This window comes from Adhaeribacter sp., from assembly GCF_057359045.1.
This window is the reverse complement of the sequence record NZ_JBMQUD010000110.1, coordinates 1-20,154: the sequence shown is the minus strand read 5'-3', so window position 1 is coordinate 20,154 and position 20,154 is coordinate 1. Positions and strand designations below refer to the sequence as shown.

Genomic DNA, 20,154 nt, shown 5'->3' with positions numbered 1-20,154 from the left:
CTCTATAATAGCCACTGGTATTTAAACCAGCGGCTATTTTGGTTTTAATATTTATTGCCCCATAACCAACCGGGTTTGTGCCGTAGCTGTGTCAGCATCCTGCAACTGAATGCTTAAAGCACCTTTGGGGCGCGCCTGTCGGTCTATAGCCAGCGTAATCTGGTGAATGCCTTGCGGAAGCTCGGTAACGACACCTTGTTCGGTTAGCTTAAGCGGTTTTTGGCCGGCCCAGGCAGCTATACCGGCCGTTGAATTAAAGTTTAGGCTTACATTACCTTTGTTTAGAACTTCTACATCGAACCGCACCAGGCTATATTTTTTTTCTCCTTGCTGCCCCGCCACCGGTAATTCTTCCAAGGGTAAATCGCCGGCTACTTTGCTGTAAACCGGCAAAACCGGTAATTTGGTATTGGCTTTTACCAGAGAATTTAAACCTTCGGCGTTTAGTTTATTTGTTACTTCTTTACCGCCAGTTACAGCTTCCCAGCGCCGGACAAACCGGGCGGTAGGTACGCGGTATTTACCCGATTCGCCGAGTTTAGAAAGGAAACTAACTAAATTCATAAATTCTTGTTTTTCCAGTCCGGCTGTTAAGCCCGGCGGCATTAAAGAACCCGGAATTTTTTCGAGTTTGCTTATCTGGCTTTTAGCAATAGCCACGCCTTTACCACTGGCATCGCGCATAACAATTTCAGAAGCGCCATTACTTACCAGGTATCCCATCATTTCGCTACCGTCAGTTTTACTTACCCGTTGCAATTCGTAGCCTTCTTTAATGGAATTAGACGGATAAAGAATAGAATTAATAATGGTTTCTACTGGCGAACTGGTTCCTAAACTACTCAAATCCGGACCAATTTGGCCGCCGGCTCCGCCAATAGCGTGGCAAGTACCGCAATTGATTTTCCGGAATACGGCTTCGCCCAAGTCTGGATTAGCGTTGCCTTTTACGTCTATCGCCAGCCGGTTTATATCCTGGCTGCTTAACTGCTGCGGCATGCGTTCGGTAGGCATAACGCCACCGGAGGCTTCCAATGCTTTGGTCAGGCTTAAAATTTCAGCATTTTTCTGGCGCCCCCAAGGTATCTGGGCCTGAAATATCGGCCGGATGGCTTTTGCCGTATTAGCTGGCATTTTTTTGGTCAGCAGTTCATCGGCTAATAATTGGGTAGCTTGCTTGTTTCCTAAAAAAGCCTGCATTAAATCAGTAGCATCTGTTTGGGCGGGCATGGTGCGTAATACATCGGCCGCTAAACGGGCCGCTTGCGTTTCATTTACAGAAACCAGTTGCGCCGCCGCTAAAAGCCGTAAATCTGCTGGATTTTTACCTTTGACCAGTTCTATTAAATATTTTTCGCCTTTGGTTTTATCTAAAGTAATTAAAGCCGCTAAAGCCGCTTTTCTAATATTTTTATCACCTTTTTGCACCAGGCTGGTTAAGCGGGTTTGTTGGTCATTCAGGTGCCAGTAACCAATTAACCGGGCGGCATTTATTACCACGGCTTCGTCGTCGCTGGAGGTAAAATTAGCTACCCGGTTTAAATTTTTATCGGGCTTACTATTGCGTTGCCGGGCAGCTTCGGCCAAAGCACCTAACTGCGCCGCAATACTTTTGCTTTGGGCACTGTTACCGGCTACGGCCATATCAAACAAAATATTCAATTCTGCGGTTTTGCCGCGCTTGGCAATGGCATTTAATACATCGGGGTGATAGACTTCGGGCACCTGGTTTTTCTGGTAAAGTTGCACCAGGTGGGTTACGGCCTCCGGGTTATTTACCGATTTTAAAGCAAAAGCCGTTTTCTGGGCGCTACCTAAAAATTCCGGTTCGGTTTTTAGGCGAGCCATTAAGGCCGGTTCTAATTCCCGCATGGTTTGCCACAAAGCAAAGTCCAGAAACTCGTCCATAGGTTGGTCTAAAACGGCAAGTGCCGTCCGGGCAGTTTCGGCCGTTGGTACTTTCCGGAGGGCAATAATGCCTTCAAGTCGTACTTGCGGATGCTTGTCGGCCACGGCTTTTGTCAGGATCGCGGGCACATTCTTGATGTCCTTATGCCATAGCTGCAGGGCGCGCAAACCGGCCGCCCGGGCTTTGTGGTTTTGGGCATTTAAGAGGCTCAGCAACAAAGGTTCATTCACTACCTCTAAAGCTTGGTGCACCCACAGGGCCTCCAGTAAGTGGTGTTCGTAATCGGCATTATTTTTATCTAAGTCATTAACCCACTTTTGCAAGGCCGGCACTACTTCTTTGGCACCGCGGGCTTTTAAAACTTGTTTGGCTTGCGCACGGGTCCAATCTTCAGGTAATTTTAATGCCTCTAAAAGTTCCGGAACCGATGCCTTGGTTAACTGGGGCCTTTTAACCAAAGGCCGGTTTTTAGCCACTATACGCCAGATGCGGCCGTGTTGCTGGTCGCGGCGCGGATCGTGAAAATCTACTTCGCCGTGCTGAATAATGGGGTTATACCAGTCGGCTACGTAAATAGCACCGTCCGGCCCAACCGAAATATCTACCGGCCGGAAAGCCACGTGGTCGGTCCATAATAAATCTTCGGTTTGTTTAGAGGCATAGCCGCTACCCTGCTCTTCCAGCCGGAAACGGTTAATGCGGTTAGCCCGGAAATCGTTGGTAATAACACTGCCTTGCCACGCCTCCGGCAAATGCCGACCCGATATTACTTCTAATCCGCTATGTTTAGGCTGCCCTGGGTTTAAACCCCGAATAATTCTTTCGGCTCCCGGCGAAGTAACAAAGGTGGCTCCCGGAAATCCATAATTTATGCCTTCATTACCGGCCCCATCGGTCAGGAAAGACTGCCCCCAACGGTCGAACTGCAACCCCCACGGATTGATTAAACCTTTGGCGTAAATACTTAAATCTAAGTTTTTAGGTCGTAGTTGCCAAACGCCGCCGCCTTCCAGGCGCTTAATGCCCGCCGGCGTTTCTACGTGGCTATAAATATAAATAGATTGATTGAAGTACAGACTGCCTTCCGGCCCCCACCGAAACGTATGAATCAGGTGGTGGGTATCGGCGGTGCCAAAACCGGTTAGTACCACACGCCGCTGGTCGGCCTTTCCGTCGTTGTTCGTATCGGCAAAATGTAATATTTCGGTAGAATTGGCTACGTAAACGCCGCCATCACCCGGCAATATACCGGTAGGCGTTAGCAAACCTTCGGCAAATATGCTCGATTTATCGGCCTTGCCGTCCCCGTTGGTATCTTCCAGCACAAAAATTTTATCGTTGGCTTGTTCGCCGGTTTTCAGGTGCGGATAAGCCGTGCTGCTTACTACCCACAAACGTCCATCGGCATCCCAATTCATTTGAATAGGTTTAATTACCAGCGGTTCGGCGGCAAACAAGGTTACTTCAAAGCCATCGGCAATTTTAAACGAGGCTAATTCATCGTTTGGGTCGGGTATTTCTTTTGACCCCATCTGGTCGGCCATAGCGGTAATCAATAATACCCCCGGAATAATTAAAAGGCCAATACCCCATTTTAAAGCAGCGCCCCGCTTGCGCCTTGTCTGCTTTGGCTTAATATTTTCCTTTCTATTAAATATCGCAGACCAAAACTTATATTTTTTAGCTTTTAACTCTTTCATGCTATTTAATGGGGGTAAGCTGATAAATAATGGATTGGGGCACCCGGTTTAAGGCAATTTGTCCTTCGAGCCACGTAATAATAATATTCAAATCTTCTAGTCCTTTGGCGTGCCGCCCTTGTTCGTGCGCCCGGAAACCCAAAATATACGTTCGGTTTTGCGGACGATATTGTTGAAAATACAATTCATTCTTTTTGAAGATAAAATTGCGCAGTTGGTTTACCTGGTTAACAGTTGCTCCCTGGCTGATGATTACACCTTTTTTCCAGTCGCTCGCCGAAGCCGTAGCTACCGGGATATTATTGGCCGTTAGTGCGTAAATCCCTTTTTTAAGGCCGGTAATTTTAAGCGTTGGTGCCTGATCCGTTACACTATTTACCGGTTGCGGCAAAGGCAAATAATTCTCATCGAGGGTAAACCGCAGCACATTTTTATCCAGTCCAGCCGAAAGAATTTTAACCGGGGCGTTTGCTTCGCTGGCTTTTTTAGATAAATTGATGATAGCCGAATTATTCCGCGACGGTAAGCCCAAACTGTTTTCGAGAGTAGTAGCCAGATAATAATAACCGGTTTCGTTCAGGTGCACGCCGTTATCAGTTATTTTTTCTTTTTGGCTTATTTGCTGCAGGGGCTTAAAAATATCGAGGTACAATTTGCCACCAGCAGAGGCTTTTTTGGCAATAGCCGCGGCATACGTTTCCAGCATGGCATTTCGTTGCGCAGTTTTTTCGGGTGTTTCGGCGGCTATTACCGGAATAGGTGACAATAAAACGGCTTTTGCACCCAACTGGTCTATTTTTGCGAGCAGTTTGGTTAAGCCTTCTTCAAAATGCGAAAGCCCTTCTTCCCCGGCCTGGGCTTCAATGCTCCCGTATGCCACAAAAACAACGGTGGGCTGGGCCTTGGTTAATTGCTGTAATAATAAATCATAAGCACTCGGCGAAGAAATATAGCTCCGGGCCTCACCCCAAACAGTGTCGCCGGTCCAGCCGATGTTCCGGAAAGTAACATGCCGGTTAGGCCAGCGGGTTGTCAGAGCCAATTCCAGATAGTTGTAAGGCAAATCATTTTCAAAAAGCGAATTACCCACAAATACTACCCGATCGCCATCTTGTAATTCAAATTGCGCAGTGGGTTTAGCAGTCCCGGTTACATTAGGTTGAGCCATAACCACTGGGTAAGGCAGAAAAAATATTATAAATAAAAAAGAACCCAGAATGGCCGGCACCTTTCTCATGTATGTATGGCTTATAATTTTATAGGCTTTGCTCCTTTTGAAGCAGCTAAATGTAAAAACTTTATAGATTACAGCACAAATATTAACTAACAAAGAAGCAATATTTTATTAATTTCTAGTGAAAATTCTACTCCAATTCAAAAATTCACTAATGTGCACTGGCTCTATACCTTTTTAAATGCCAGCTGTAATACATAAATAGTTAAATATAATAGTTTTATGCAGGTAAGATTAAAAGTAATTTTCTTGGATTAGTAAATAGATGTAAAAGCTAAAACCACTTACTTTATTCAGTAAATATTCTTATTACCGGGTTACTTATTTGAGTAGGCGATTTATTTCTACGCCGTAACCGTTTATTTTGAGATAATCTTTATATACCTCCACTATAGCAAAGGCATTCTCGTCTTTTTCTACCATGCCTTTAAAAGTTACATAATGTTTGCCCTGGTCGTAATCGTAACCGCCTTCGTGGGCATGACCATTAAAATAAGCTTTAACGTTGGGATAACTCTCTAGAAGTTGTTTCACTGCTTTGTCGTTCCAGAGGTTTAAATTGCCGTTTACCGGTGAAACCGGGTGGTGACAAAATACTACCACCTGCTCTTTAGCTTTGCGCGCGCCAGCTAACTCTTTTTTTAACCATTTAATTTGGGTTTCACTTAACTCGCCGTTCCAGGGCTGGGCATTGGGTGCACCTTTGCTTTTTAGTTCTTCTAATCGGTGTTGGGCCAGAACGTAATTTTTGCTACCTTCTTTATTGCCCAATACACTAATGTCATTGCCATTTATAATAATAAAGCGCCAGCCCGCTGGCTTTAAAACATAATATTTTTCTTTTAAACTTAAGTATTGCGGGGCCTTTTCAATTTGGCTGGGCTCTCCCGTAAAATCATGGTTGCCTAAAGTATGATGTAGCGGCATGCGTAACTGACCCGTAATTTTATTCAGGGTATCAAAGCTCCGGGCATCACGGTCAATAAAATCGCCTAAACTTACCACAAACTTTACCTGTTGCTGATTAAATATGGTAACTGCCTCCCGGAGCTTTTGCAGCGATGCACTATAATACCGGGAGCCATTATTTTCGCAGTCGCAATACTGTACATCAGCTATCACCCCAAATGTAAAAAGTGGTTTCTCCTGCTTTTGAGCATAAATAAATTGCGGTATAGCAAGTAAAATCCAGATGAAACCCAAAGTGAAGTTCTTTACCATAAATAGTCTTTAAATTGATGGCGACTTAAAAGCGGATTTATTAATTTATTGGACAATTTTATTTAGCTTTAACTAAAGGAGTAACGCTTTCTGAAATAAATATTTTTTAATAATCTAATTAAGATTAAACTTTTGCTATTAAAGGAGAATGTTTTACCGTCCCAGGTTATAACCAATTTGCCGGGTGCGGCCGTTTGCTTTAACTTCTAGTGCTAACTGGGAGGCTCCTACACCATGTTTACCTTTTAGTTTAACTTTTACCTGCGGCGGCGTGCCGGTATAAGGAGCCACAACGGTAATAAACCGAATACCTTTCTCCGGATTTTCTTTTTGAATGCGGTACCGAAACGCCGGCCGGGGTTCTTTTTTGGTATAAACAAACGACACCTGCCCCTCTTCTGCTTCCAGCTTCAGGCCCGGCTGCTGCTGGGTTTGCACCCATACATTCCAGCCTTCGGCAAAATCGGTGCGTACCGTCAATTGTTCTTCTTTAAAAACGGCCTTGCCGGGGGCAAGCTGAAAATGCAAATCAATATCGCCGGTGCCGGTGCCCAACGCTTCGTCTACAATTATAAAATATTTTTTATCTACAAAAAACACGGCCCGGCGATGCGTTAGGTTGGGGTAACTTGCATTTTCTACGACCAGCACATCTAAATCTTGGCCGGGCTGCCAAAGTAACTGTTTGGGAGCATAAGCCGAGTTGGCTCCATTTAAAGTTAAGGTTTGATGCACTTTGGTTTGCCGGAACCAGGCCCGGTTTTCCGGATCGCCGCTATAAATATAACTGCCGGCATCGGGCATCAGGTGGCGCCCACCGGCATACAGTTCAAAGGTGCCGTTATCGGGTTGCGAATGGCCGCCGCCGTCCGGGCCACATTTCAAAACCAGGCAAATATCATGGGGGTCCCAGCCGCTGCGCATGGAGTATAAGCCGCTTTTACTTAAGGCAAAAGCCGTTTGGCCGGGTACTTTTCCTTCTTGACCACTCGTAGCCAGGTACAGAAAATCCGGCCGGTTAAATAATTTTGCCCAGCTTTTTAGTTCGTTCCAGTACTGACCGGGCTTACCCGACCAGGCATCGCCAAACTGGGGGGTGGTGCCATCGCCGAAACCCAATTTAAGGGGTACTTCGCACATTTTTTCGATTACCTGGGTATAATTGGGAGTAAATGCCTGCTGTTTGTTGTTCTGGCCAGCCAGTTGGTAAGTGCGTAAAAACCAATCGATGCAGCCCATGTGGTAACCAAAGGCCAGTTCGCGCTGGTGGCCGTCGGGGTATACCTGGTTTTGGATTTCCTGGTTAAAGCGCCGGATAGCTTCGGCGGTCCAGGTTTCTGATTCTTTAAACTCCGGAAAAGTAATTGCGATAAAAGCCATGCCTTCGGCTTCCATTAACCCCCAGTTACTACCCTTGCTGTAAGTGGTCATGAGGTAAGCGGCATGTTCGTACAGGCCATTTAAAAAAGTAACCAAAACATCGGGAGTAAAAGCCGGCGAATGCAAGAAACGCTGGTAAAGTCCGGTCCATTGGTGCCCCCGAATACCGGCTTCTATGGAGCGCCAGGCATATTTATGGTCGTTGTCGCGGGGATTTTTACGAACCCAGTCTACTACCTGGTAAGCCCATTCTTGTGCGTATTTTTCGTCGGCGGAATGCCAGTAAGCCCGGCCCAGCGCATTCCAAAAGTTCATCCGGTTAAGTTGCCAAAGCCATTCTTTATCGGGGTACGGGTTGGTAGCCCAGTTTATATCTTCGCCGCAAAAATGAGCAGGATACGCCGGCTGACCGGTAAATATATGCTGCAGCGCATCGTTGGCTACTTTTAAATCTTTTTCGGTGGCACATTTACCTCGTTGGCTATCTTTATCGCGCGGATTAATAGGGTGCTGCACAAATGTACGCTTTTGGTAATACGCCAGGAGCTCAGCCGCAGCTAAGGCTGGATTTTGGGCATTGGCTTTTACCTTTTCTAGACCCGGTGCATTTAAATCAAGGCGCGTTAATAATTTCTGAATTTCGGCGGGAGTAGCCGACACCGGTTTATTTACCTGAGCCAAGCCCGGTGCGCTGGTAAAAATATTGGCCAAAAAGAAACCCATATAACCAACCCAGGTAGGCAAAGAATTAGCAGACCAGCCATTTAAATAGCTTATTTTATTATTCATTATTGTGGTAGATTAGCTCATAAAATTATAATGAACATCGGGAGAGGGCTCTGATTTCAGGTCTAAAGCTTAATGAAAAGCTTTATTTACCTTATCCCCTGCTACAGCGGCTAAAATATAATAACTTAACTATTAGTGGTACTAAATCACAAGATTCCCGCAAAATAATTGATCTGCTATGCCTTTTACCTGATTAGCACTTAATAATTTTTTATGCTATTTACTTTTATAATCCCTAACGAACACGCTTTCAATTATCTACTTCCCGTAAGGCAGGCCGCGTGTCGGTAGGGTCGCGGTGTTCGTACTGTACTTGAAAGGCAGCTAAGTCGGGTTTATACCGCCGATGCCGGTTTAACTCGTATTGGTAAATTATTTGCCCCAGGTTATACAAAAAAGGATAACCCACATTATCGTAGTCGTATTTGCCGTCGTTCAGTACGCCATCGCTGTTTACGTACAAAGTAGCCGCCAGCATATATTCTACCTGGTTCTGGAAATCGGCTACGTACGACACATCCGTTAAAAACCCGTAGGCCCAACCCACTTTGTTAAATACCCGCACCTGGGGTGGCAAGCGCTGCGTCTTGTTTCGGAAAAAAAACTTAACGTAGCTGTCGTAAAAGCGCGTGGTATCGTATTTGGGGTAAGGCGTTTCGGAAGGAAATTGTGATAAATATTGGTACAGAAAAGTGTAATCGGTGGGGCTTAGGTTAAACCGCCGGCGTTTAGGCATTGATTCCGGGAATAATACCGCTTGCAACATTAGTCTTAAATCGTCGAGCGGCAGCCAATTGTGTTCGGTAAAATCAAAAGGTGCCGGTACCAGGTTGTCGTGGTTATCTAAATGGGCATTCCCCAGCAATATTTTAGATTTATAATTAAACGGCACAGGGTTATAAGCGGCTGGTTGGTAATATTTAGTCGTACCGTCGGGGTTTAAAAAGCGGAGCGCATTGGTATGGCGGTTTTGTTCGGAGGTAAATCCCATAAATTGCCGGGTAATGCGGGAATGCTGAAAGCCTTTGGCCCAGAGTTGCTGGTTTATGGTTTGCTGCCCCATAAACTGATACAAACGGTTATACGGGTCGTTTTCGCTGATTAAAAATGCTCTTTTTATAAAATGCGCAATGCTGGGTAAATTATTCTCGGCTGTTGAGTCGTGGTACAAAGGTCTTTGCCCGCTATAACTGCTATCGAACACCACCGGCGTATATTTATCAATTCCTTCAACGGCTAAGGCATTTAACTTTTCCAGGGCCAAAATAGCCAAGGGCAGTTTAACCATAGAGGCCGGATTAAAGTATACTTGCGGATTATAATTAAAATAGTAATTCCGGAAAGAAGGTTTGTTATTTTTATCGCGGTTTATTTGGGTATATATTATTTGCAACCGGTACATTTCCGGGTTTTTCAGCACCGGGTTTACTTGTTCATTTTGGGTGCTGCTTAATAAATCGATGAGGAATTTATCGGTGCGGGTTTGCCCCATAACCTGTTGGTGCATATATAGCCAAATAAATATAAATGTAAAATACTTTACCATAAGTGTAAAACCAGTTTAACATTTAAATAAATGCAATAGCTTGGTGGGTGTTCTCGTCGGTCCATAAAATATAATAATTACCTAAATTTAAAAATGGTTTTGGTTTAACGGTCTTAAGCTTATTTACGAGCAGTATTTTAGCCCACTAGCAGGCTTGGGGCCACGCTACCATAATATCTGACTTAAAAAAGCAGGAGATTACAAGCCAGTTTACCTTCTTTTCCAAAAATATAATATATTGATGGCGTTTAAGCCAGGGCATAATAATACTATAGTTTGGCTAAGAAGCCAGCCCCAATGAATTAACCCCAATATGGTTATAATCTTTAACTAAAACGGAGGGAAGCAGAAAAACCTGTATGATTGTAGTAAAAGCCCAAGTAACGTTTCAGGAATTGTTAAAGTATACCTTATACAAGTATTACCGGTATGGGGGCCGCATACTGCTGCAGGTTTTTATATTTTTATCTTTACTGGCCTGGCTCTTTGAAGAAGTTTCGCTAATGCACCTGGACACCCGTTTAAGATTGTTCTCTTTAATGGGTATTATTTACTTTTACCTGTTAATGCCCCTATTATTGTACTTGCGCGCCAGAAGAGCCTATAAATCTAACCCGGAACTGCATCACCCCTTCGATATAGTTTTCGACGAAACCCACATTAAAGCCACCTCTTTTTCGCAGGTACACACCCACACCTGGGATGTTATTTACAAAATTAAGGAAACGCCCAGTTGGTTTATTATTTACTTTAGCCGGCTAACGGCAACCCTTATTCCCAAAAAAGATTTTACCAGTCCCGAGCAAATACAAGCATTAAAAGAACTAATTGCTTCTAAAAAAGAAATAAAACAATCGCTCCTGAAAACAAAATAGTTATTTTATGATAAAAATTTATCATTTAGAGACTTGGTTAAAACTAAAAGCTTTAAAATAAAATTAAAGGGAGCTAATACTATTTAGCGCACCATGTGTACCCCAAAGCTGTATCTAAATATAAAATATTAAAATTAACAACTTATCAATTAGGTTTTATACAATAAATCAATATTCTACTTTCATTTTTATTAACATTAACTCTATTTAAATAAAAAATATTAATTAAAATATAATAAAAAGATCTATAAAACACCCAAATTGCTTACTCCCTTTATTTATAACTCTTGTAAGGCTGCTTTATCTTTAGAAAATATTCAATGTAGGTTGCTAAAAAGCAGGCAACATTTAATTCTGTTCATGCAATCAAGCAGTATTATAAATATTTGATAAATTTTGTTAAATCATTGCACAAAGTTTTGCTTATTCTCGTAAAAGGTATAAATTTGTAAACAAATAACCTTGTAGGGTGTTGAAATTGGCAGACAAGCCCTCCTCTCTCGGGGGTGGAGAACTCTAGAATAAAACAAGCAATTGTCTAACTACTCCGTGAAGGTTCGACTCCTTCTCCTACAGCAAAAAGGTGCCTCCACAGGCACCTTTTTTATTTTACACCTTTTCTAAATTTTAACGATCCTGGGGCAGAACTTTTCTCCCGAACCTTGTTAAAAACTATTTTAAATAGGATCTTAAATCTTATCGCTTGTTTAGGTTTGCTAAATTAATTACGTTTAGGAAATAGTTTTTAACCGGTCAATCAATTCCGAAATCTGCGGGCCGCTTTGAAATCTGATTTGATATTTAATTTAAAGTTATTTTTATACATCTCCGGTTTGTTATGCCCCTTTCACCACAACATTCAAGACGTATCTTTATTAAATCTGCAGCCCTGGCGGCTACGGGTTTATCTTTAGGGGTACCAACTTTAAACCAACCCGCCTTTGCCGCACCGGTAAGTTTACCCGTTGCTCCGGCAATATTAGGCCCTATTTGTGTTTTCTCGAAGCATTTGCAATGGCTAACCATTACCGAAATGGCACAAACGGCTAAGGCGATTGGTTTTGAAGGCATTGATCTTACGGTCCGGAAAGGTGGTCATGTAGAACCGGAAAAAGCAGTAGCTGAATTACCCGCTGCGGTAGAAAAAATACGGAAAGCCGGTTTAGAAGTGCCCATGATTGTAACCAATATTACCGATGCCCAGGAACCGCTTAGCGAAGCCATTATTAAAACCGCGGGCAAACTGGGTATAAAACACTACCGCACCGGTTATTTGAGTTATGATCCAGCTTTGGGCGTAGCCAAGTCTTTAGATAAATACAAAAAGCAACTAGAAACCTTAGCCGCCTTAAATAAAAAACACAACATTCAGGGAGCTTACCAAAACCACTCGGGCGTACAGGTGGGCGCGGCCGTCTGGGATTTATGGTACCTGCTAAAAGACATTGATCCGCAATGGCTAGGCGTACAATACGACATAAAACACGGTACTTTAGAAGGTGGTTTTTCCTGGGTGCATGACTTGGATTTGCTGCGTAACCACATCCGTTGCCTGGATATAAAAGATTTTGTCTGGGAACAAACCAACGGAAAATGGCGGGCCAAATATTTACCATTAGGCCAGGGCATGGTTAACTTTCCGCAGTTCTTTAAATTATTAAAAACTTACAATATCTCAGGCCCTATGTCTATACATTTTGAATTTCCGTTAGGTGGGGCCGACACCGGAAAAAGCAAATTAACCATTCCGGGCGAAGAAGTTACAACCGCCATGAAACGTGATTTGCAAACATTACGGCAACTGTTACAAGAAGCTAATTTGGGCTAAAAACCATATAATTGATAAAAAAAATGCGGCTTAAGTAGTTTTCGTTGCTTAATATTACCGCTAATAAATATAGCTCAGGCCAAATTTTATGGTAGTTTAGAGAGTATTTATTACCTGGCCTGTGTGTCTATACCAACAACATCACCACATGAACCGAAGAAATTTTCTTAAATCTGCCGGTGCTTTAGCCGCTATAACCAACTTACCCATGCATACGCTCGCCTACGCTGCGGTGGCCCCCAAAACCATTCGGGTTACCCGCACCGATTCTAACTTTGAACGGGAAAAACTTATCAGACCTTTTGGATTTAAAGGTGGTTACCTAACCGAGTTGTGGCAAACCGCCTCGCAATTAGAATCAGCAAACGGCAATAAAGCCATTGGCCTGAGCACCCAAAGCGTACTGTACGGCGACCCCGAATTATTTGCCGCTCACTCTGAAGCCGGGGGGAACGCCCTTAAATATGCCCTCACCGAGAAAGCCTTGCAACTGGTAAAAAGCACGCCATTTACCACGCCCATAGATTTAATGGAAAAAATAATGCCGGAGGTAATTAAAACCGGGCAAAGGCTCACCGGCAAAGCCGATTTAAATCCGATTTTTATTTACATAGCCATGGTAAGCATTGATAATGCGGCCTGGTTGTTATACGCTGCCGAAAATAATTATAAAACCTTTGATACCATGGTTCCCGAACCTTACCGCAAAGCTTTATCGGCGCGTAACGATAAAATTGCAGTTATGTACCAGGTGCCTTACGGCATGCCCATCGAAGAAATTAAAGCCGCAGCCCAAAAGGGTTATTTTGTATTTAAGCTAAAAACCGGCGAACCCGGCACCCAAGCCGAAATGCTGCAGAAAGACATGAATAAACTTACCCTTATTCATAATGCTTTAAAAGATTTCCGGACAAAACAAACCAAAAACGGCAAACTGGTTTACACCCTCGACCCCAATGCCCGCTACGAGAAAAAAGAAACTTTCTTACGCTACCTCGATCATGCCAAGAAAATCGGGGCTTTTGACCAGATATTGTTTGCCGAAGAACCGCTGCACGAAGAAAACGACGAAAACGTAGCTGATATGGGTATTCTGGTTGCCGGCGACGAAAGCGTACACGACGAAGCCAGTGCCATCCGGCGATTAAACCAAGGGTATGGGGCGCTGGTATTAAAAGGCATTGCCAAAACTTTAAGCTTTTCTATGAAATTAGCCAAGCTGGCGCAGGAACGCGGCGTACCCTGCATGTGTGCCGATTTAACGGTAAACCCAATTCTGGTAGACTGGCACAAAAACCTGGCGGCCCGCCTTGCTCCGTTTCCGGGAATTGGCATGGGCTTAATGGAAACAAACGGCGATATGCAGTACCGCAACTGGCAAACCATGATGGGCTATAACCCCAGTGCCAATGCTACCTGGGCGCAAGCCCGCAATGGTGTTTTTGAACTTAACTCCGAATTTTATACCCGTAGTGCTGGTATTTTTGATCCTTCGGCGCACTACCAGGAATTATTTACCCGCAAATAATATCCGGCTAAGATATTTATGCTGTAATATCCTTATCAGAAGCCATTTTTCTTTTTAAAGTATAATTAGGCAACCAGGTTCCGGAAGTTTAACCAAAACCTGGTTGCTTTAGGCTGTATATCTATTTAAATTTGAATTAAATATTTAAGTTAATGCGTATGAAGCCACTATTTCTGATATTCCTGGTGCTGGTAAGCTTTATTTCGGTTAATTGCGAAGCGCAGAAAATAAACAAGCCAAATAATAAACCGGCGGTTTACGGTAAGTCCTTTACAGAAAGCAATACAATTCAGGCAAACAAATTACCGGCGGCGCTGGGAGCTAAAGATTCGCTGGCCGTACAAGTTACGGGGCAAGTTCAGAGTGTTTGCCAGGCCAAGGGTTGCTGGATAGATGTAAAACTTTCTGATAACTCGGTCATGAAAGTTAAGTTTAAAGATTATGGCTTCTTTGTACCTAAAAATATCTCCGGCAAAACCGTAATATTAAACGGTATGGCTTATAACCAAATGGTATCGGTAGCCGACCAACGCCATTATGCCCAGGATGCCGGTAAATCAGAAGCCGAAATAAGAGCCATTACCCAACCCAAACAAAGCATTACCTTTACTGCTGACGGTATTGTGATTAAGTAATTTAAGTACTGCCTCTGAAATAGTTTATATTTTCCTCTCTTTTTACGGTATGTAAATAGCGTATTTTTTTGCTCTACTTTTGCGGATATAATCCGTTTGGCTGGCATCGGTCCTGAAAAATAATCTTTAAATTTACGTTCCAAAAAAGATTATCGCATGACCGAATCAGCCGCTGCCGCCCGTATTCAGGAGCTTAGTGCCCGTATCCACCACTTAAACTACCAGTATTACCAAAATAGTATCTCCGAAGTTTCTGATTTTGAATTTGATAAACTGCTCGAAGAATTAAATGCCCTGGAGACTAAATTCCCAGCATTCCGGTCGGTAAACTCCCCTACCCAGCGCGTAGGTGGCAGCATAACCAAAAGCTTCCCGACGGTAGTACACAAATACCCGATGCTGTCGTTGGGCAATACGTACTCCGAAGAAGATTTACGCGAATTTGATAAGCGGGTGCAAAAGGTACTGGAAGGTGATTTTGAATACGTGTGCGAACAAAAATTTGATGGGGTAGCCATAAGCCTTACGTACCATAACGGCGAATTGGTACGGGGTGTTACCCGCGGCGACGGCACCCGCGGCGATGATATTACGGCTAATGTCCGGACGATTAAAAGCATTCCTTTAAAGCTGCAGGGCGAAGGTTACCCAAACGAATTTGAAGTACGTGGCGAAGTATTTATGCCTTTTTCGGTGTTTGAGGGTTTAAATGCCGAACGGGAAGATATTGGAGAAATGCTGCTGGCCAATCCGCGCAATGCCGCCTCCGGTACCCTTAAATTGCAAGACTCGGGGCAGGTAGCTAAACGCAAACTAAGCTGCTTTGCCTACGGCTATTTAAGTACACCTTTGGTTTTCGAAACCCACGCTGAAGCTTTAGCTGCCTTAAAGAAATGGGGTTTGCCCGTATCCGATACGTACGAGAAGTGCCAGAATTTAGATCAGGTATTGGCGTACATTCAAAAATGGGAAACCAAACGCTTTGAACTCCCCATTGCCACCGATGGTATTGTAATAAAAGTAAATAATTTTAATCAGCAGGAAGAACTGGGTTATACGGCCAAAAGCCCACGGTGGGCCATTGCGTACAAATACAAAGCCATGAGTGCGGCTACCCGTCTGCGGGATATTCAGTACCAGGTGGGCCGCACCGGGGCCGTTACGCCGGTAGCTTTGTTACAACCCGTACTGCTAGCCGGCACTACGGTAAAACGGGCCTCGCTGCACAATGCCAACGAAATATTGCGCCTGGATATACACAACGGCGACATGGTTTACGTAGAAAAAGGCGGCGAAATTATTCCTAAAATTACCGGCGTAGACAAAGCCCAACGGCTACCCGGCAGCTCACCCATTCAGTACCTGGATACCTGCCCGGCCTGTAGTACCGCGCTGGTACGCACCGAAGGCGAAGCACACTTTTATTGCCCCAACGAAAAAGGATGCCCACCGCAACTAAAAGGTAAGTTAGAGCATTTTATCAGCCGCAACGCTTTAAATATTATGAGTTTGGGCGAAGGTAAAATAGATTTGCTTTACGAGAAAGGGCTGGTAACCTCACCGGATGCTTTTTACGACTTAACTTACGATAAATTAATTGGTTTAAGCAAAGACTACACCGACGAAAAAACCGGCAAAACCAGAACCGTTAGTTTTGGACCCAAAACCGTAGAAAATATTCTTTCGGCCATCCAAAGTTCTAAAGAAGCCTCTTTCGACCGCGTATTATTTGCACTGGGCATCCGGTTTGTGGGGAGTACCGTTGCCCGTAAGCTGGCACAGCACTTTAAAGATATCCAGGCCTTGCAAAATGCCACTTACGACGACCTTATTCAGGTACCCGAAATTGGCGATCGCATTGCTTTGTCGGTGCTGGCTTATTTTGCCGACCCGGATAATACCATAATTCTAACCCGGTTAATAGCTGCCGGCCTTAAATTCAGTAGCGATACTGCTACCACGCATCTTCCGCAAAGTACTACCCTAGCCGGTTTAACCTTTGTTATTTCGGGAGTATTTACAGCGTATAGCCGCGAAGAACTGCAAGATTTAATTACTGCCAACGGGGGTAAAATGGTTAGCTCTATTTCCAAAAAACTCTCTTACCTGGTAGCCGGCGATAAAATGGGACCGGCTAAACTGGAAAAAGCTACCGAGTTAGGCATAAAAATTATCTCGGAACAAGAGCTTTTAAAACTTATCGGGGCATAATATCTTTTGATATAAAAAATAGACTACCTATTTTTGAACCCAATTCCTGAAAAAAACTCTTTTTCGATACGCGGTAACACATGAATGAATTAAGAGGTACGGGTGTAGCCCTTATTACACCCTTTACCAACGATAATAAAATTGATTTTGAAGGTTTAGGTAAACTCCTCCAATTTACTATTTCTGAAGGCGTAGATTACCTGGTTGTAAATGGTACCACCGCCGAGTCGGCAACGCTTACCAAATCCGAAAAAGAAGAAATATTAAGCTTTGTAAAACAAAACGCTCCACAGGTACCGCTGGTATACGGAGTTGGGGGCAACAACACCCAAGAATTATTAACTTCCTTCCAGGAAATAGATTTTACCGGCGTTCGGGCAGTTTTATCAGTTTCGCCGTACTACAATAAGCCCACCCAGCAAGGCCTCTACCAGCATTATATGCAACTTGCCGATGCTTGCCCGGTGCCCATTATTCTGTACAACGTACCCGGCCGTACGGCCATTAATATTACTGCCGAAACGACCCTGCGCTTGGCCCGGCATAAAAATATTATTGGTACAAAAGAAGCATCGGGTAACCTGGAGCAGTGTATGCTTATAGCAAAAAACAAGCCCGCCGGTTTTATGCTCATTAGCGGCGACGATATGTTAACCTTACCCATGATTTCATTTGGGGCCGAAGGCGTCATATCGGTTTTGGCCAATGCATTTCCGGGCCGGTTCAGCAAAATGGTTAAACTAGGCTTAGATCATAATTTTAGTGAAGCTTCTAAATTGCTGTTCGATTTACTGGAAATAAACCCGCTGATGTACGAAGAAAGTAATCCGGTTGGGATTAAGGCGGTTTTAGAAATGTTTGGCATTTGTGGACCAACGGTGCGTTTGCCATTGGTAGAAGCTACGCAATCGTTAAAAGACAAATTGCAAAAACTACTTTAACTTAACCGAAGCAGCAACCTTATTTTAGTACTATTTATATATTAACCCGGCACACTTCCGGAATAATAGTATTTTATCTAATTTTTTTGGATAATTTACTTTTTTTTTAACGTTAGGAGTTGTAAGTTAGCATCTGTAATAAAAACAGTCTACGCTTTAATTTTTGTATTAATTAAAGAATTCAACCTTTAAAACGCCAAAGCCATGAGTAAACCTTATTACAATGTGTTTAATGAGCAGCAGTCCAGTATCTCTAAATTCCATCAAATTAAAAATTTATTAATTAATCTGGGAATAGTATCTTCAGCTATCAGCTTAATTGTAATTGGTATTAATTTAATAAACGAAACCCTAAACACAACACTTTCCCTTACATTTGCCGGTTGTTTATTAGTGGCTTCTACTTGTTTTTTGTCTATTTTACCTATTAACCAGAAGCTACGGGTACTTAAAAGCCAAACCAAAACCAAATCCCGGAATATGTTAGTTAATAATTAAGTATATTTAAAATTAATTATTATTAAGTAGGTGGTCAGTTTGAATTATAATTTTTGAAATGTTAATTGCTGATTAACTAAATAATCAAATAACATAGAATAACTTTGTCTTGTTACTTACCAGCAACCGCTTAAATCACCTCCTGAGCTAAGTTGCTGGTAAAGCTTGGGGTTAGCCCCTGAATTACACGTTTCAAAATTGGATTTTTATAATTACAGGCTACCGGCTTAGCTATAAACAAGCATTTGTATATTATTATACCGGTATAATTTACAGATTATAGGCCCTGGGCCAGTACATCGGCCAGGTGCATTACCTTTAAATTTATATTTTCGCGGCGCATGTAGGCATCCAGGTGCATCAAACAACTAGTATCGGTAGATACAATATAGCTGGCTCCGGTAGTCAGGGCATTTTCAACTTTTTGCTGCGCCATTGCCACCGATATCGATTCGAACTTTACCGCAAAAGTACCGCCAAAACCACAGCAGGTTTCCGTATCGGGCATTTCAATCAGTTCTAAACCGGTAACGTTTTCGAGCAGAGCGCGGGGGCCGGCTTTTATACCGCATTCGCGCAAAGCACTACACGAATCATGATACGTTATTTTGGCATCGAGGCGTGAGCCGGGTACTTTGTTAACTTGTAGCACATCTACCAGAAACTCACTAAACTCAAATACTTTTTTTTCCAGGTTGCGGTAGTTCACAAACTCCGAAGAAGCCATAAAAATATCTGGGTAGGCATTCCGGATCATACCTACGCAAGAGGCCGAGGGCGCCACCACGTAATTGGTTTGGTCGTTGGTAAAATCCTGTAAAAACTTATGGGCAATGCGGCCGCTCTCCTGAATAAAACCAGCATTAAAAGCCGGCTGCCCGCAACAGCTTTGGTTGGGATTATACCTTACTTCACAGTTTAGTTTTTCCAGCACTTTCACCATATTCAGGCCGGTTTCCGGAAATAATTGGTCTACAAAACAAGGGATAAAAATATCTACTACGGGTCTTTTCTTCATCTTACATTTAAACAAAAACGGCCGGGGCCTGCTCCAGGGCAGCTTTTAAAGCTATTTTATTTAACTTCAAAGGTAGGTTAATATTTTGGAAAAAGGCTACTAAATTTTCGGTAGCCACGTTACCTACCAGTTGGTCGTTGGCCATGGGGCAACCGCCGTAACCCCGCAAAGCGCCATCGAACCGCTTACAACCGCCGGCGTAAGCTGCCGCTATTTTAGCGGTCCAGTTATCGGGCCGAGAATGTAAATGAACGCCAAATTCAATGGCTGGAAAATTCGGCACCAACTCTGAAAATAGGGTCTGAATAGAAACTGGCTCTGCTACACCCACGGTATCGGCTAAAGAAATAATTTTTACCTGCAGCGGCCTTAATCGTGCTACAAAGTCTTGCACCAACGCTGGCTCCCAGGCATCCTGGTACGGATTTCCAAAAGCCATGGAAAGATAAACGACTAAAGTTTTCTGGCGTTGGTGGCAAAGTTCCTGGATTTGGGCCAGTTCGGTAAAAGCAGCGGCAATGGATTTGTTGGTGTTGCGTTGCTGAAAAGTTTCGGAAAGCGATAAAGGAAAACCTACGTAAGCAATCTGGTCGTATTTACAGGCTTCGGTGGCTCCCCGTACATTCGCGACAATGACCAGTAATTTAGTTGGGGTAACTGCCAGGTTTAGCTTATCTAATACCTGCGCGGTGTCTTGCATTTGGGGGATGGCTTTTGGCGATACAAAGCTACCAAAATCCAAAGTGTCGAAACCAATTTGCAACAACGTATTCAGATAATCTATTTTTTGAGTCGTCGGAATAAAATGGCCCCAACCCTGCATGGCATCGCGCGGACATTC

General features: G+C 43.5%; 13 protein-coding genes. 6 read left to right on the top strand and 7 right to left on the bottom strand.

Annotated elements, in window-relative coordinates; genetic code table 11:
• Positions 1 to 51 precede the first annotated feature (51 nt).
• The 5 genes from ACO1R6_RS16565 to ACO1R6_RS16545 form a co-directional block, all read right to left on the bottom strand.
• The gene (locus tag ACO1R6_RS16565) at positions 52 to 3,609 is read right to left on the bottom strand and encodes a PVC-type heme-binding CxxCH protein (protein WP_486266102.1); all 3,558 of its coding nucleotides are present in this window, start codon (positions 3,607 to 3,609) and stop codon (positions 52 to 54) included.
• Position 3,610: 1 nt separating this feature from the next.
• Complete coding sequence (locus ACO1R6_RS16560) at positions 3,611 to 4,846, bottom strand: GDSL-type esterase/lipase family protein (protein ID WP_486266101.1); 1,236 nt, start codon at positions 4,844 to 4,846, stop codon at positions 3,611 to 3,613.
• Positions 4,847 to 5,164: 318 nt separating this feature from the next.
• Positions 5,165 to 6,064, bottom strand: coding sequence for a metallophosphoesterase (locus tag ACO1R6_RS16555; RefSeq protein ID WP_486266100.1), 900 nt, complete (start codon positions 6,062 to 6,064; stop codon positions 5,165 to 5,167).
• A 153-nt stretch (positions 6,065 to 6,217) separates the two neighbouring features.
• A complete protein-coding gene (locus tag ACO1R6_RS16550; protein ID WP_486266098.1) occupies positions 6,218 to 8,233 on the bottom strand; it encodes an alginate lyase family protein in 2,016 nt (671 codons plus the stop codon).
• A 250-nt stretch (positions 8,234 to 8,483) separates the two neighbouring features.
• Positions 8,484 to 9,740: a serine hydrolase gene (locus tag ACO1R6_RS16545; protein WP_486266097.1), complete on the bottom strand. Its 1,257-nt coding sequence runs from the start codon at positions 9,738 to 9,740 to the stop codon at positions 8,484 to 8,486.
• 398 nt (positions 9,741 to 10,138) lie between these two features.
• Between ACO1R6_RS16545 and ACO1R6_RS16540 the strand changes: the two genes are divergently transcribed.
• The 6 genes from ACO1R6_RS16540 (at position 10,139) to dapA (ending at position 17,797) form a co-directional block, all read left to right on the top strand.
• A complete protein-coding gene (locus tag ACO1R6_RS16540; RefSeq protein ID WP_486266096.1) occupies positions 10,139 to 10,654 on the top strand; it encodes a YcxB family protein in 516 nt (171 codons plus the stop codon).
• 838 nt (positions 10,655 to 11,492) lie between these two features.
• The gene (locus ACO1R6_RS16535; protein ID WP_486266095.1) at positions 11,493 to 12,482 is read left to right on the top strand and encodes a sugar phosphate isomerase/epimerase family protein; all 990 of its coding nucleotides are present in this window, start codon (positions 11,493 to 11,495) and stop codon (positions 12,480 to 12,482) included.
• 148 nt (positions 12,483 to 12,630) lie between these two features.
• Entirely contained in the window at positions 12,631 to 14,010 is a 1,380-nt protein-coding gene (locus ACO1R6_RS16530) for an enolase C-terminal domain-like protein (RefSeq protein WP_486266094.1), read from the top strand.
• Between the two features lie 158 nt (positions 14,011 to 14,168).
• Complete coding sequence (locus ACO1R6_RS16525) at positions 14,169 to 14,645, top strand: DUF4920 domain-containing protein (RefSeq protein WP_486266093.1); 477 nt, start codon at positions 14,169 to 14,171, stop codon at positions 14,643 to 14,645.
• A gap of 156 nt (positions 14,646 to 14,801) precedes the next feature.
• Entirely contained in the window at positions 14,802 to 16,856 is a 2,055-nt protein-coding gene (ligA, locus tag ACO1R6_RS16520) for an NAD-dependent DNA ligase LigA (protein WP_486266092.1), read from the top strand.
• Between the two features lie 80 nt (positions 16,857 to 16,936).
• On the top strand, positions 16,937 to 17,797 hold the full coding sequence (gene dapA, locus ACO1R6_RS16515) for a 4-hydroxy-tetrahydrodipicolinate synthase (protein WP_486266091.1): 861 nt from the start codon (positions 16,937 to 16,939) through the stop codon (positions 17,795 to 17,797).
• A 775-nt stretch (positions 17,798 to 18,572) separates the two neighbouring features.
• Here dapA and ACO1R6_RS16510 read toward each other — a convergent pair.
• Both ACO1R6_RS16510 and ACO1R6_RS16505 read right to left on the bottom strand, forming a co-directional pair.
• Complete coding sequence (locus ACO1R6_RS16510; RefSeq protein WP_486266090.1) at positions 18,573 to 19,313, bottom strand: (Fe-S)-binding protein; 741 nt, start codon at positions 19,311 to 19,313, stop codon at positions 18,573 to 18,575.
• 7 nt (positions 19,314 to 19,320) lie between these two features.
• Positions 19,321 to 20,154 (bottom strand): hydroxymethylglutaryl-CoA lyase (locus ACO1R6_RS16505; RefSeq protein WP_486266089.1); only part of this gene is annotated, 834 nt, incomplete at its 5' end.

Coding starts and splice junctions, on each gene's coding strand:
- ACO1R6_RS16525 (WP_486266093.1), top strand. CDS start 14,169: ATGAAGCCACTATTTCTGATATTCCTGGTGCTGGTAAGCTTTATTTCG.
- ACO1R6_RS16565 (WP_486266102.1), bottom strand. CDS start 3,609: ATGAAAGAGTTAAAAGCTAAAAAATATAAGTTTTGGTCTGCGATATTT.
- ACO1R6_RS16535 (WP_486266095.1), top strand. CDS start 11,493: ATGCCCCTTTCACCACAACATTCAAGACGTATCTTTATTAAATCTGCA.
- ligA (WP_486266092.1), top strand. CDS start 14,802: ATGACCGAATCAGCCGCTGCCGCCCGTATTCAGGAGCTTAGTGCCCGT.
- ACO1R6_RS16550 (WP_486266098.1), bottom strand. CDS start 8,233: ATGAATAATAAAATAAGCTATTTAAATGGCTGGTCTGCTAATTCTTTG.
- ACO1R6_RS16560 (WP_486266101.1), bottom strand. CDS start 4,846: ATGAGAAAGGTGCCGGCCATTCTGGGTTCTTTTTTATTTATAATATTT.
- dapA (WP_486266091.1), top strand. CDS start 16,937: ATGAATGAATTAAGAGGTACGGGTGTAGCCCTTATTACACCCTTTACC.
- ACO1R6_RS16530 (WP_486266094.1), top strand. CDS start 12,631: ATGAACCGAAGAAATTTTCTTAAATCTGCCGGTGCTTTAGCCGCTATA.
- ACO1R6_RS16555 (WP_486266100.1), bottom strand. CDS start 6,064: ATGGTAAAGAACTTCACTTTGGGTTTCATCTGGATTTTACTTGCTATA.
- ACO1R6_RS16545 (WP_486266097.1), bottom strand. CDS start 9,740: ATGCACCAACAGGTTATGGGGCAAACCCGCACCGATAAATTCCTCATC.
- ACO1R6_RS16510 (WP_486266090.1), bottom strand. CDS start 19,313: ATGAAGAAAAGACCCGTAGTAGATATTTTTATCCCTTGTTTTGTAGAC.
- ACO1R6_RS16540 (WP_486266096.1), top strand. CDS start 10,139: ATGATTGTAGTAAAAGCCCAAGTAACGTTTCAGGAATTGTTAAAGTAT.